Annotated in this window: 11 protein-coding genes and 1 tRNA gene; 7 read left to right on the top strand and 5 right to left on the bottom strand. The window is 49.0% G+C overall.

Annotated elements, in window-relative coordinates; all coding sequences use genetic code 11:
• Positions 1-8: 8 nt before the first annotated feature.
• The 4 genes from LLG09_08765 (at position 9) to LLG09_08750 (ending at position 4,972) form a co-directional block, all read left to right on the top strand.
• Complete coding sequence (locus LLG09_08765) at positions 9-1,184, top strand: glycine reductase (protein MCE5197199.1); 1,176 nt, start codon at positions 9-11, stop codon at positions 1,182-1,184.
• Between the two features lie 252 nt (positions 1,185-1,436).
• Positions 1,437-2,861 carry an L-seryl-tRNA(Sec) selenium transferase gene (selA, locus tag LLG09_08760; GenBank protein ID MCE5197198.1) on the top strand — a complete coding sequence of 475 codons (1,425 nt, stop codon included), beginning with the start codon at positions 1,437-1,439 and terminating at the stop codon, positions 2,859-2,861.
• An 8-nt stretch (positions 2,862-2,869) separates the two neighbouring features.
• Positions 2,870-4,780, top strand: coding sequence for a selenocysteine-specific translation elongation factor (gene selB / locus LLG09_08755; GenBank protein MCE5197197.1), 1,911 nt, complete (start codon positions 2,870-2,872; stop codon positions 4,778-4,780).
• A 95-nt stretch (positions 4,781-4,875) separates the two neighbouring features.
• Positions 4,876-4,972, top strand: a tRNA-Sec gene (locus LLG09_08750).
• A 250-nt stretch (positions 4,973-5,222) separates the two neighbouring features.
• On the opposite strand, the gene LLG09_08745 is transcribed toward LLG09_08750, so the two are convergent.
• The gene (locus LLG09_08745; protein MCE5197196.1) at positions 5,223-5,825 is read right to left on the bottom strand and encodes a transposase; all 603 of its coding nucleotides are present in this window, start codon (positions 5,823-5,825) and stop codon (positions 5,223-5,225) included.
• A gap of 524 nt (positions 5,826-6,349) precedes the next feature.
• Between LLG09_08745 and LLG09_08740 the strand changes: the two genes are divergently transcribed.
• Complete coding sequence (locus tag LLG09_08740) at positions 6,350-7,048, top strand: polysaccharide deacetylase family protein (protein MCE5197195.1); 699 nt, start codon at positions 6,350-6,352, stop codon at positions 7,046-7,048.
• Positions 7,049-7,324: 276 nt separating this feature from the next.
• On the opposite strand, the gene LLG09_08735 is transcribed toward LLG09_08740, so the two are convergent.
• The 4 genes from LLG09_08735 to LLG09_08720 form a co-directional block, all read right to left on the bottom strand.
• Entirely contained in the window at positions 7,325-8,671 is a 1,347-nt protein-coding gene (locus LLG09_08735; protein MCE5197194.1) for an ABC transporter permease, read from the bottom strand.
• Position 8,672: 1 nt separating this feature from the next.
• Positions 8,673-10,004 (bottom strand): ABC transporter permease, encoded by a 1,332-nt coding sequence (locus LLG09_08730; GenBank protein ID MCE5197193.1) that lies wholly within the window; start codon positions 10,002-10,004, stop codon positions 8,673-8,675.
• Entirely contained in the window at positions 9,991-10,986 is a 996-nt protein-coding gene (locus LLG09_08725; GenBank protein MCE5197192.1) for an ATP-binding cassette domain-containing protein, read from the bottom strand. The genes LLG09_08730 and LLG09_08725 overlap by 14 nt, the downstream gene beginning before the upstream one ends.
• Before the next feature lie 317 nt (positions 10,987-11,303).
• The gene (locus tag LLG09_08720; GenBank protein ID MCE5197191.1) at positions 11,304-12,722 is read right to left on the bottom strand and encodes a M20 family metallopeptidase; all 1,419 of its coding nucleotides are present in this window, start codon (positions 12,720-12,722) and stop codon (positions 11,304-11,306) included.
• A gap of 180 nt (positions 12,723-12,902) precedes the next feature.
• Here LLG09_08720 and dusB point away from each other — a divergent pair, with 180 nt between their 5' ends.
• Both dusB and greA read left to right on the top strand, forming a co-directional pair.
• Entirely contained in the window at positions 12,903-13,898 is a 996-nt protein-coding gene (dusB, locus tag LLG09_08715) for a tRNA dihydrouridine synthase DusB (GenBank protein MCE5197190.1), read from the top strand.
• Positions 13,899-13,971: 73 nt separating this feature from the next.
• Complete coding sequence (greA, locus tag LLG09_08710) at positions 13,972-14,448, top strand: transcription elongation factor GreA (protein MCE5197189.1); 477 nt, start codon at positions 13,972-13,974, stop codon at positions 14,446-14,448.
• Positions 14,449-14,716 lie beyond the last annotated feature (268 nt).

Genomic DNA, 14,716 nt, shown 5'->3' with positions numbered 1-14,716 from the left:
CTTTGATTATGGAGGTGGAAATTTTGGCTGAACAAAACATCAAAGCCATGATCGGAGAGGTTTTCTTGGATTTAGCCGAGGCCCTGGAAACCGGTCAATTTGGGCATAAAGCAAAAGTTGCCGTTACTGTTTCGGGTAGCGAGCATGGTCCGGAAGAGATTATCCGCGGCGCAGTCTTAGCGCAAAAACAAAATCCGGATTTAGAGGTCTGTCTGATCGGACCGCAGAACAACAGCGGTCTTCCGACTTTCCCCGCTGCGGATTTCCAGGCGCAGCACAAAAAAATGGAAGAACTGCTGGATGCCGGCAGCATCGATGCCTGTGTTACCATGCATTACAGTTTCCCGATCGGTGTCTCTACGGTCGGCAAGGTAGTGACACCGGGACGCGGCAAAGAAATGTTTCTTGCCACCACGACCGGCACTTCCGCTACCGAGCGGGTGGAAGCGATGGTTCGCAATGCGATCTATGGTATCATTGCCGCTAAAACCATGGGGATCGCTCAGCCAACCCTCGGTATCCTGAATGTGGACGGTTCCCGTCAGGTGGAGCGCGCCCTCAATAAGCTGGCAGAGCAAGGTTATTCTTTCCAATGGGTCGAATCAGCCAGAGCCGACGGCGGTGTCATCATGCGCGGCAATGATTTGCTGATGGCGACTCCGGATGTGATGATTACCGATACGCTGACCGGCAACCTGCTGATGAAGATGTTCTCATCCTTCCAAACCGGCGGCGATTATGAAGCGGCAGGTTATGGTTACGGGCCCGGCATCGGAGAAAATTATAAACGTACCGTTTTAATCCTCTCGCGTGCCTCAGGTTCTCCGGTGGTGGCGAATGCGATCAAATATGCCGGTCAATTGGCCGGCGGCAAGATCTGGCAGGTTGCCAAAGCGGAATTTGATGCTGTCAATAAGGCTGGTCTAGCCGGCTTGTTTGAAGAAACAAAAAAAGCGGCGGCTGCGGAAGCAGTAGTAGAAAAAGTGAAAGCACCTGCCAGGAAGGTGGTTACCGAAGAGATCACCGGTATTGACGTGATGGAATTGGAGGATGCCACGCATGTGCTCTGGAAGACTGGGTTTTACGCCGAAACCGGGATGGGCTGCGTTGGCCCTGTGATTCTGGTGGCAGAAGAGGATCAGGAAAAAGCCATGGAGGAACTGAAAAGAGCAGGTTATTGCTAAAAGGTAGTTCTGATCCGAAAAGATAAAAAATTCCCTCCTGGGCCGGCTTGAAACAGGGAGATTCAGGTCAGACCAGGGGGGAATTTTCTCGTTATCATGAAAAAAATACCTGCTTACGGATTTCTGACCGCCAAAATCGGCTTCCTTGCGCTGATTTCAGAAAAACAGCAGGGAAACCGCCGCCGGACAGAGAAATTGATCAAACAGAGTCAAACCATTTTGCTAGAGAATAGAACAGTAAGGATGAGTGCAATGGGTTTAAAATCGAAACAGGAAGTATTGTCTCAAATTCCGCAAGTGGAATTGTTGTTAAGAACACCGTCCATACAAGCTTTAATAGAAGAATATTCTCATCAGGCGGTGACGGATTCCATTCGTCAGGTCTTAGCTTTATTTCGCCGTGAAATTTTATCGCAGCCAACCGATTGGTTCCCGGAAGAGATGCCGGACCGACAGGAAATCCTGCAGCGGGTAAAAATCATGACAAAACAAAAAATGCAGCCCAGTCTGCATGGTGTGATCAATGCCACCGGAATCATTCTGCACACCAATCTGGGCCGGGCTCTTTTACCAAAAAACGCCTGCAAACAAGTCTTGGAGGTAGCCAGCCGTTATTCCAACCTGGAGATCGATGAAAAAACAGGCATGCGCGGCTCGCGGTATGATCATGTCAATCAATTACTCTGTCAAATCAGCGGCGCCGAAGATGCGATGGTTGTCAATAACAATGCCGCCGCCGTACTGCTGGTTCTGGCTGCGATGGGCTGCGGCAAGGAAGTTGTCGTTTCCCGCGGACAATTGATTGAAATCGGCGGTTCTTTCCGTATCCCCGAAGTGATGCAGCAAAGCGGCTGCCGTCTGGTTGAAGTTGGCGCTACCAACAAAACGCATCTGCAGGATTACGAAAAAGCCATTGGCCCCCAAACCGCTCTTTTGCTGAAAGCGCATACCTCCAATTACCGGATTGTTGGCTTTACCGGGGAAGTGAGCAACGCCGATCTGGTGCAATTGGGGCACGCGCACGCTTTACCGATTGTGGAAGATCTGGGCAGCGGTATTTTGCTCGACCTGTCCGCCTATGGCTTAACGGAACCAACGGTACAGAGTTCTCTGCAGGCGGGGATTGATGTGGTGACGATCAGCGGCGATAAACTGCTGGGCGGTCCGCAGGCTGGTATTATTTTGGGTAAGAAAGAATATATTGCGCTGATGAAAAAGCATCCGCTCAATCGGGCGCTGCGCATTGACAAAATGACCCTGGCGGGATTGGAAGCCACTTTAAAATTGTATTTGGACGAAAAAAAGGCGCTGAGCGAAATTCCGGTCCTGCGCATGCTGACGATTCGTAAAGAGGAATTGCATAAGAAAGCAGATCGGCTCTGGCTGGATATCACCATGCGGGTAGGCGGCAAAGCGTTTGTCCGTGTGCAGGAAGATGTTTCTGAGGTGGGCGGCGGGTCCATGCCTTTGGTACAATTACCAACTTATGTGCTGGCGATTGTACCGCGCGATTGCAGTGTGGTGCAATTGGAAGCGGCACTGCGCGGTTTTGAGACGCCGATCTTTGGGCGGATTGCCAAAGACCAGTATTTGCTGGATCTGCGCACCATCCAGGACGATGAACTGACGCGGGTGGCGGACGGCGTGGTGCAGATGATCGATCAAACAATCCTTTAGGAGAAACGATGAAACATATTATTATTGGTACGGCTGGTCATGTCGACCATGGCAAGACCGCTTTGATCCGGGCGTTGACGCAGATCGATACCGATCGTTTAAAAGAAGAAAAGCAGCGCGGTATTTCCATTGAGAACGGTTTTGCTTACTTTGATTTGCCGAGCGGCAGACGGTCGGGTCTGATCGACGTACCCTGTCATGAACGCTTTATTAAAAATATGCTGGCCGGGGTCGGCGGGATCGATATTGTCATCCTGGTCATCGCGGCGGATGAGGGAGTCATGCCGCAGACCAGAGAACATTTAAATATCGTGTCGCTCCTACAAGTCAAGCGTGGCATCGTGGCTCTAACCAAAGCGGACCTGGTGGAGCAAGATTGGCTGGAGCTGGTCACCGAGCAGGTCAGGGAAGAACTGGCCGATACGTTTCTGGCGGATGCGCCGATTATTGCGGTTTCCAGTCTGACCGGGCAAGGATTGCCGGCACTGACAGCCGAGATTGATCGCCTGACCGAAGAAGTGGAAGCAAAAGACAGCCATGCCGCGGCGCGGCTGCCCATTGACCGCGTCTTCACCATTCCCGGTTTTGGCACGGTGGTGACAGGAACCCTGCTGACCGGAGTTTTAGCGCTCAGCGATAAATTGGAGATCATGCCGGGTAAAACCGAAGTCCGTGTGCGTGCCCTGCAGGTGCATGGCGAAAAAGTAGAGAAGGCCTTTGCCGGCCAGCGTGTGGCGGTTAATTTGGCGGGCGTGGATGTGACAGACGTACGGCGCGGTGATGTGCTGGCGGCAGTCAACACCCTAAAGACGACCTTAATGCTGGACGCCAGGGTGCGCATCCTGGTCACCGCTCCCCGTCCCCTGCAGCACAGAACCAGAATCCGTTTATACATCGGCGCCAGTGAAGTGATGGGACGGGTGGTTCCTCTGGAACAGGAAAGCGTCGAACCCGGAGAAAGCGCTTTGATTCAACTGCGGTTGGAAGAGCCGGTTGCCGCCGCCGAAGGCGATTTGTTTGTGCTGCGCTCTTATTCACCGATGGTTACCATCGGCGGCGGCACGGTATTGCAGACCAATCCGCGCAAGAAAACACGCTTTAAGACAGAGCAGATTGAGGCGCTGCGCCGGATGGAAAAAGGATCGCCGCAGCACCGCCTGCTGCAAATGCTGGCAGCGGTCAGCGACTCCTATCCGCTGCGGGAAGATTTTATCAAAGCGCACCCGGAAATCAGTGAGATCGAAGAGCTGATCGAACAATTGCTGCAGAGCGAACAGGCGGTTTCCTTAACGGTTGATAAAAAAGAGATTCTGCTTGCTTCCTCCTATCTGCAGGCTCTGGAAATTCAAGCGGAAGAAATTTTGCAGCGTTTTCACCGCAAAAATCCGCTGCGCCTGGGTATGGCAAAAGAAGAACTGCACAGCCGCCTGCTGAAGCAAACCAGCAATAAAATATTCGCCGCTTTGCTGCTGATTTGGCTGAGCGATGAGCGGATCAAAATCACCGGCAATACGGTAGCCGCTTATGATTTTAAAGTCCAACTAACGGCGGAACAGACATCCCTCTACCGGGAGATCAGTGAGAAATTCCGGACTGCCGGATTTGAGCCGCCTGCCAAAAGCGATCTGCTGACGCAATATGCCAAACGCAAAGATTTACCCGCGATCCTGGAACTGATGCAGGAAGAAGGTTCGCTGCTGCGTCTGACGGAGGAGATTTTTTACAACAAAGATCATTTCGATCAGGCGGAGCAGCTGCTGTTTGACTTCTTTCGGGAACATACGGAAATCAGCTTGGCGGAATACCGTGATCTGCTGGCAACCAGCAGGAAGTATGCCTTGGCTTTGCTGGAGTATTTTGATACCGCCAAAATCACACAGCGTCAGGGAGAGAAAAGGATTTTAAGAAAAAAGAGCTGAAAAATTGAAGCGAATCTTTCTCTGTAGGCAAAACATAGCGTAAAATTTAAAATACGACTTGCATCCCCGGCTGCTATTTGCTATAATCTTTGCTTGGGAGTAGCTAGGTTCTGGTGTGCCTACCGGTCTTCAAAACCGAGTTTGGGGCCTGATACGTTCCAAGGTGGGTTCGATTCCCACATACTCCCGCCAAATTGATTTTTTAGGCAAAGAAAAGAGCAGATTCAGTGAATTAAATCTGTTGAAAGTGCGTAATGTATAAAAGGAACTGTAGCAAATCGAAAAATTGCTGCAGTTCCTTTTTGCTGCTCCAGTATCGTTTTTCGCAAACGAAAAGCAAGCTAATAAGAAAAACAGCAGATAAAAAACAGAAAGGTCAGACAAAATCTCATCCAAATACAGGAGATATTCTGGTTTTAACCATTATTAAGCCGTTGGTTTTTTAAACAATTGTCTGCCGGTGCGATTTTTGTTGAATCTTGTTCTGTAGCTTGTTGATGTTATAGCCCATTGCCACCAAAAGAATCTCGACCAAAACCTTTTTATAGCCGCGGAGCAGGAACTGACGGAAGCCGTAATCCTGCTTGATCACGCCGATGGCTCCTTCCGACTGAATGGAACGGTTCATCCGCAGCAAGATCCCCTTGGCACCGGTGATCCGCTGCTGCGATTGCTGACGCTGCGCAATGAATTTCTTGGAGACCTGCAGTGTCCTGTTCCCCTTCGACTGGGTGCATTGCTTTTTGAAGGGACACGATCCGCAATCTTCGCAGGCGTAGTAGGTGATTTCACTTTCAAAACCAGACTTGCTCTTACGTTTGCCTATATGAACTGCTCTGAGCTTCTTTTCAGCCTGACAGGTGTATTCATCCAGTGTCCTGTCATAGGCCATGTTTTCTCTCAGCGTCAGGTTGCTCTTGTATTTCTTCGTTTTAGAGCGCTTATCATTTTGAGGCTTAATGTAACACTGTGTGGTTTTATTTTCAAAAAAGGTGTAATTTCCCTCGCTCTCATAACCCGCATCCGCTGTGTCATCTCGCTGCAACACAATATCGCCAAAAGGAATCCATGAACATGAAGCATCCGGGGAGGCGGCCAACAAATTTGCGCCGGAGTCTTGCTGCCGCCTATGGTTGACCTCTTCTCGGGGTCCCTGACTTTAGTAATGAAGCTCTGGGCTGCGCCGAAATGGTAGGATGAATGTCAGGGGTGGGGAAGATGGGCATTAACACCCGGGATCCGAACCGCGGAAGACTGGGGAACACAGTAAAAACAACAGATTCACACGGGCACATCTAAACCGAGACTCCGATTGCGTTCGGTGCTCATTAGGGGTATAATGCTTGCGTATCCGGTTACTCTCTGTTGCATTGGATAATAGAGAGTATGCATAAGCAATTTTAATCAAGAATGCGAGATGTGGCAATGGTTAAGAGACAAGTATTGGGATCTACGGACAAGAAGAAGAACAAGCGAAAGAACAAGCGAAAGAGCAAGCGTCTCCTGAGGTTTCTTTTCTCTCTTACAATTTTGGCAATTCTGTCAGCCTCTATTTGTTGTATCTGTAAAATGAAATTCACCAATAACCGTCAGAATGCTATGCCGCCCATTGAATACACCGGAACTTCAATTCCGATCTTCATGTATCATGAAATTGGAACCGGCTCCAACAGTCTTTATGTATCGGCGGAGAATTTCAGAGCCCAGATGGAATATTTATCCGATAACGGGTATCATACGGCTACAATGTCCGCTGCTCAGGAAATGCTGGCCAGCAAAAAAATCCCCGCCAAAACGGTAGTTTTGACATTTGATGATGGCTATGCTTCCTTTTATAAGCAGGCATGGCCCATTATGAAGGAGTTTGACTTTACAGGTACCGTTTATCTGGTGACCGAATTACTGGACCGAGCCAATTACCTCACTTGGGAGGAAACGAAAACGCTGACAAACGCAGGCATTGAGATCGGCAGCCATACACAACATCACCTGGATTTAAAGGCGATCAGTAACGATGATCAGAAACTGGAAATCAGTAATTCCAAAAAAATGCTGGAAGAGAAATTGAATATATCGGTAAAATCCTTCTGTTATCCCAGCGGTTCTTACAGTGAAATTACACCGCAGTTGGTGAAAGAGGCCGGCTATACTTCGGCGGTTATCGTTACCTATGGCTTAGCCACCCCCGAAGACAACCAATTCTTGATCCCCAGGGTTAGAGTCCACGGTTGGACAAATCTGGATCAGTTCGCCGGCAGTTTTAAGTGAGTGTTCCGGTGCGACGGGGGTGTTGTCTTATCTGCCGCATCTCTTTCGGTTATCAACCTAATACGAGGAGCTGTAGCAAAACGGAAAAATCATCTGCTCCCCATTGTGTAGTCTCGAACTTTTGTTATTTCGAGTGTCTACTCTATGGGGAGCATATCATTTCGCAGCCACTTGGCTCTGTTTTTTTGGCTGTTTTGCTGCAGCCTCTTTTTATGTGTGTCTGAGCAGTTTTTCTGATGATTTCTGAGCAGCAAGAAACATCTTTTACATTCTGCCTTATCGGTATAAAATGAGCAAAATCTTCTTAATACTTGGCGGGTTGCCTTTATAGAGCGACATCATCGTGTAGAGTTTGCCGGCCAGCAGCATCACCAAGCCAGTCGTCAGCAGGATCACCGCAAGGGACCCCATGGCGGCCAACAGGCTCATTTGCCCCAGCAGAACGCGGCTGGGTACAATCATGATAGCAGTGAAAGGAATCCAGTTCAGCCAGGCGGTATTCGTGAAACCTCCGGAAGAGAAACCTCCGCTGAAAGCAAAAACACTAAAAAAACTGATGACCAACGTCAAGATAAATAGTTGATTGGTTGAGGACAAATCCTCCGGTTTGCTGGCGACGGCGCCGCCGATTGCAGCCAAAGCGCAGTAAAGCAGGAAACCGCTGATCAGAACAAGCAGAGCAACCACAAGACCGGAGACTGTAAACATACCGGAGAAAGCGCCGAAAGAATCGAACAATTGCATGATTCCCAGGCTGGCTTTTGGATGCATTGCCTGAACGAAGAAGGTCCCGCAGGCAAAGCCACCAATCACGGAGAGCAGCCAGATGCCTAGCTGCAGCAAACCGGAGAGCGCGATGGCAAAAACCTTACCGAAAACCATAGCCGACGGCTGCACAGCGACCAAAAAAGTATCCATCAACCTTGAAGTTTTTTCCATAATCACGCTGTTGGCAACCCCCTGCCCGTACGCCAGAATCAGAAAATAGAGCAGCATCATATTGAGATAAGGTAGAACGTAAGATAGGACTGTTTTGGCAGTGGCAACAGGTTCAATCGCGGGCGTTTGGCTTTCGGTTTTGATTTGAACCGCAATGGGTGTGGTTAATTCAAGAATCTGCGGCAGATTGAGACTGGATTTTTGAATCAAGACAGATTGAAAGTTGGCGCTGAAAAACCGTTCAAAACCGCGGGCGTCTTGTTCTGTCAGCTTGGTTTGATCCGGTAAAAGCAGATGCAGAGCGAATCCCGCCGCACTCTTTTCCATCAGCAGAATTAAAACACTTCCATCAGAGCGCTGCGCGGCCTGATTGGCGGTGTTCAGATCGTCGTAATTGACGTAGAGAAGATTGGCAAATTCAGCATTGCCCAAGCTGTTCAGGAAAGTATAATCCAGTTTAGTGGTATTGCTGGTATCGACCACATAAACCTGCCTGACGAAAGAAACAGTCAGTTGGTCGGATTCGCTGCCATTCAAATAAGCGACGAGGGTCATGCTGACGGCGGGAATCAGAAAGCAAAGAACTGCCAGCCCAATGGTCAGGAGTTTGTAGGTTTTGCTTCTGATCTGTTGGTTGAAAGTAAAGGAGAAAATGGCAGGTAAACCTTTCAAGATATTTTTCATTTCATTTACCTACCTTTACAGATACTTTATTGTTTTTGGCCATGACCAGCATTTCCTTGAATTCTACCCGGCTGCCTTTGTGCAGCAGCAAATCCTGGTAAATCCTTGCGCAGAACCAAGCCAGAAACGCCACGGTCAAGGCTTGTAAAAACCAGGAGAGCAGCAGAATGGTGAAAGAAATATTGCCGCTGACAAAAGCAACCGGAGCGCAGAAAACAGCGACGATGGGAGAGAGGGAGGTGATGATACTGACCGCGCTGTTTTCAAAATTCACAGCAAAAAGCGATATCAGATAACCTGCCATGACAATCATCGTCGTTAGCTGACTGGCGGAATTCACATCTTCCATGGAAGAACAGCTGGTACCGGCGATGCCGGCGATCAACGAGAAGGTTAAGTAACCAAGCAGCAAAGAGACCAAAACGATGACGATCGTAAACCAGCCGATGTTGAGCAAAGCGGAGGAAAAGCCAAGACCGGTTAACATCGTCGTGATGATGGAAACATCGGCAAAATAACCGGTTAGCCAATAAGAAAGCAGAAAAGCGGCACCAAGCCCAAGAATCATGCCGAAAACATAGGTCATGACTGCCAGAATTTTACCCGCGATCATAGCCAGCGGTTTGATGCTGATCATCAGCAGCTCAACCAGTTTGGAGGATTTTTCTTCGATGATGGTGCGGATAATATAAATTGAAGAGGTGAGGCAGAGAATCATCACAAGAATTGCATAAATATATTGAATCAGGAATTTCGCATCCATACCAAGCGATTGGCGTGGATGAAGATACTCCTCAATACTGCTGATACTGCTGCTGTAACCCGACATCACCACGCCAAACTGCTCTGCCGTGACACCCAGACCTGACAAGCGCGCTTGGCTAAACAAATAGGAAATCAGGGATGTCAGCTGCGAAATCTCAGCATTACTCAGCGCACTCGCGCTCGACGAAAAAACATCAATGGCGTAGGTATGGTTGGCAGGATAGAGATGGAGGAATAGTTCTTCTGCTGTGAGCTGACCCGCAGCGTTCTCAGGAACAGATTCAACTTCAAGAAAGGTAACATCAGCAAGCTGTGGATTATGCTGGGCCGCCTTTTCCAATTGCAAGGCAAAACCGGTTTCATTGAGAAGATAAACTTTGCTCAGATTTGTCGTTGGTATCCCTTCCGTTGGATTGCCTTTGAATAATACTACCAGCGGGACACTGACCAGAACCAGCAGCAGCATGATCGCCAACGCAATGAGATTGGCTTTGCTTTTGGCATATTGCGTTAAGGTGAAAGAATAAACTTTGCCGATACCGGTAAAGTCATTCTTATTCAGTTTCATTGGATTCACCTACTACTTTCACGAAAATCTCATGCAGCGAAGGTTCACGCAGATCAAAGGTGATAATGCTGATCTGCCGGGCGATCAGCATTGAAAGCAACAGATTGGCCTGTTCCTGCCCGCTCACCTTCAATTGATATTCATATTCCTTTTCTGCAATCAGCTGCACTGCCGCCGCGTCAAGCAGCTGCGAAATATCCTGCTCCACTTTCAGCTTGAGATTGACTCTGCCGTAACTTTTTTTAATTTCATTCAGATGTCCCTGTAAGATGACTTTGCCGCGGTCAAGGATGGTCAGGTCGCTGCAGAATTCCTCCACCGTAGCCATCTGATGGCTGGACATGATCAGGTATTTGCCCTTGTCTATTTCATCGCGGATGATATTGCGGAACAAATCGGTATTGATCGGATCGAGGCCGGATAAAGGTTCGTCCAGGATGATCAGCTCCGGATCGGAAATCAAGGCTGTCATAAATTGAATTTTCTGCTGATTGCCTTTGGAAAGCTGATCTGCCAATTTTGGCGGAGCTGCTTTTCTGCGTTTGCTGCCAAAACCAAAGCCGGCTCTCTTGCCGGTGGTGTCGGCCAGGCTGCCATTGGCATAGCCTGGGTATAAGTACTCCGTCACTTCCAACCGTTCCGCCCAATCGCTGATGCGCTTTTTCGCTTCCGCTGTCGGCACATTGCGCAGCCTGGCAAAGTAGATGAGTTGGTCCATCAAAGCATATTTGGGATAAAGGCCACGTTCTTCCGCCAGATAACCGACATTGCAGGTAGCGGTATCCAGGGGCCGATTGTTCCAAAGCACCTCGCCGTTGTCACGGGAAAGCATACCCAGCATCATCCGGATCGCGGTTGTTTTACCGGCGCCGTTTGTACCGAGCAGCGCATAGACACCCGGTTTTATCATTTGAAAACTTAAGTGATCCAGCACGGTCTTGTCTTCATATTTCTTGGTTAAATTCGAGACGATTAAGCTCATTTTGTTTTTTCTCCTATTTTCTGCGCAACTGCGATTGCTTAGAGGATTCAGATCGGAATTTATAAAAGCATGAATGTTACAGAAAATAAACTCCTCAAAGCCGCAAGAGAAACAGTGATATTTCTATCTTGAGAAATGACTGCTTACCAAATCGACCTAAATAATGGGAGAAATGCGATAAAAAAACTGCTTTTCTTGATACAGGCGAACCATCAAGAAAAGCAGTTTTTTAACTGGCAGGCAGCTGGTCCGCGCGGTTGCTCAAGGATTGCCTGTTAATACACCAAGCCAGTATTTGAGATTGCAATCAAACCAATTTACCAAATTTCCGGTTTGGCATCACGCGGCAAAGCATTGGGATAGGTTTCCCCGTCGAGATCGGCGAGCCAGGCGGCTTTCGCCTCTTGGATCAGCTTTGGATTGGTCAGGAAATCATAGGCGGCGGCCGCCATGATTTTAGCTGCCAGCAGCATTCCCTTATGCGCGATGGAACTCTTACCCTGCGCAACGGTTTGCCAGGCATGGCCCGGCGTTCCGGCAGCTAAGGTGACAACGCTGAATTGACCGGTTGGTACAACCCAGGAGACATCACCAACGTCGGTCGAACCTTTGCTGGCGCCTTTCTGTTCTATTTTGAAATCAAAAAGCGGTTTTTCCAGCAATTTGCCGGCATCGTGACCGGCGATCCGCTTTGCTTCCACTTTCAAATTGTTGCGGTCGAGGTCGGTAATCACCGCCTGGAAGGCTTTGGCATAAGCCAATTCTTCTTCTGTATAGCCAACCGGCAAGAAAGCGTCCATATGCTCTGAGAGACGGCTGTTGATCACGTCGTTGGCAATGTAATCGGAGTAAGCGGCTACCTGCCGGATGTCGACCGTTGTTTCCGTAATCAAAGCGGCCCCGCGTGCCACATTGCAGACGCGTTCATACAGCTCCATCACCTGGGTGACTTTGGGAGCGCGGATGGCATACAGCACCTGGGCTTCCGACTGCACAACATTGGGCGCTGTGCCGCCGGTATTGATGATGGCATAATGGATGCGCGCTTCATCGATCATATGTTCACGCATATAATTGACGCCGACGTCCATAATTTCCACGGCGTCCAAAGCGCTGCGGCCGAGATGAGGCGCTCCGGCGGCATGAGCGGATTTGCCATGGAAGGTAAAAAAGGCGCGGAAATTGGCCAGAGAACCGGTGGGTGTCACGCCATTGATGCTGCCAGGATGCCAGGTGATTGCAATATCGCAGTCTTTGAAGTAGCCGTCACGGACCAAAAAGGCCTTGCCTCCGGCATTTTCTTCGGCAGGGCAGCCATAATAACGAATGGTACCGGCTAATTTCTGCTGCTCCATATATTCCTTTAAGGCAACCGCAGCAGCCAAAGAAGCAGTACCCAAGAGATTATGCCCGCAGCCATGACCATCCTTACCCGGCACAATTGGTGTGTGCACCGTATTGTCCGCTTCCTGAGAAAGACCGGAAAGAGCATCAAATTCTCCAAGCAAGGCAATGACCGGTATGCCGCTGCCGAATTCAGCTAAAATTGCCGTAGCCTCACCGGCTAAACCCTGCGTAACGCGAAATCCCTGCTCCGTCAGATACTGCGCTTGCAGCTGCGATGACTTTACTTCCTGGAATCTGGATTCGGCAAACCCCCAAATTTCATCACTGATATGGCAGAATGCGTCCTTTTTGGCGTCGATTAACTGCGCCAGATCTTCACGGTAACTCATACGATTCCTCCTCCATAAAAAACTCTCTTCTTGACTCTCTTCAGTATAACCATTTCAACGGAAAAAATCAACCTGCCTTTCTTTTTTCACACAGATATGATATGATAAACAAAAAGTCGGCAGATAAAAATATACAGGCTGTCTCATCCGTTGAGGCAGCTTTTCTAAGCGGGTGAAACAATGCAGATAGCAGATTATCATTTTCCCAATCCTGTGGTCCTTGCTCCCATGGCCGGTGTGACCGATCTTGTCTTTCGGCGCATCTGCAAAGAAATGGGCTGCGCTTTGAGTGTAACTGAAATGATCAGCGATAAAGGTCTGATCTATTCGCAAAGAGCCACCCTGAAGATCGCTGAAATCAGCGAGCCGGGCTTTGTTGCGGTGCAATTATTCGGCTCCGAAGTGGAGCCGATGCTTCAGGCTGTGGAAATCATCAACCGGATGCAGCCGCATCTCATCGATCTGAATATGGGCTGTCCGGCGCCAAAAATCGTCAGAAATGGAGAAGGCTCCGCCTTGATGCTGAAACCGGAACTGGCGTCTCGGATTATGACCGCAGTCGTTTTGCACGCCGCGGTACCCGTTACGGTGAAAATGCGGCTGGGCTGGGATGCGCAGAACATCAACTGCCTGGAGATGGCCAAACGAGCCGAAGCCGCCGGCATCGCAGCCATCACACTGCATGCCAGAACCAGGGATCAATTTTATGGCGGTAAAGCAGACTGGGATTACATCAAGCAGATGAAGGAGACGGTATCGATTCCTGTCATCGGCAACGGGGATATCTGGCAGCCGGAAGATGCGGCGCGGATGCAGAAAGAAACCGGTGCCGACGGCGTGATGATTGGGCGCGCTGTTTTAGGCAATCCCTGGTTGATACGCAATACGGTAGCCTTGCTGACAAACGGTCAGACCTTAAGTTTACCCAATTACCGCGAGCGAATTCAAATGGCGATTCGGCATCTGCATGAATTGGTTGCCTATAAGGGGGAACATATTGGCGTGCGTGAAATGCGTAAACACGGGGCATGGTATTTAAAAAGCCTGCGCGGTGCTTCCGGTATCCGGATTTTGCTGAACAGCGCCAAATCAGTCGGGGAAATGGAACGGATTTTGCTGACCTATCAGAGAGAGCTGGCAGGCCTGCCGGAGGATCAGATCCTGGAATCCTGTTGACAGTTTTCGCAAAATAGCATATACTAGGTGCATTCTAGGCTGAACAGACGACATAATTTATGAGGTGACAGGAATGATCGATCAACCGGTATATTTGACAGCGGACGGCTTAAAGAAGAATGAAGAACGTTTAGAGTATTTAAAGGCGGTAAAACGCAGTGAAATCGCTGAGCGGATTAAGCAAGCGAAAGAATATGGTGACTTGAGTGAAAACTCGGAATATGATGACGCCAAAAACGAACAGGCTTTCGTGGAAGGGGAAATTCAGAATCTGGAGAGAATGCTGCGCAATGCTGTCGTAATCAAAGATGACGGCATTGGCCAGGACATTATTAACGTCGGCGCCACCGTGACCGTGCACGATGAAGAGTACGGCGACGAATTTACCTATACCATTGTGGGCACAGCCGAGGCCGATCCCTTTGTGAATAAAATCTCCAACGAATCTCCTTTGGGCAAAGCCTTGCTGAACAGAAAAGTCAGCGAAATTGTGGAAGTTCCCCTGCCGGTTGGCAGTTCAAAGTATAAAATTCTGAATATCAGCCGCTAATCGGGCTTTTACTTCAAAAGACAGACCTCTTGGCGGAGGCCTGTTTTATTTTTCGGGAGTAGAATTAAATTCTTTGTGAAACATCAAATTCTCAAGGGTTTTTGAGTTGACAAAGGAATTTCGCTATGCTATTATAACAAAGCACTCACGGAACAAGAGCAAACCGGAACGTGAGGACACAGATCCTTGAGAACTAAACAGCGAAAGAAAAAAGACGAAGAAAAGAAGAACCGGTCAATTCAAAAAACGAGTGACCGAAGAGGAGATG

Source organism: Negativicutes bacterium (assembly GCA_021372785.1).
Classification (GTDB): Bacteria; Bacillota; JAAYKD01; order JAAYKD01; family JAAYKD01; genus JAJFTT01.
This window is presented reverse-complemented; position numbering and strand designations above follow the sequence as displayed.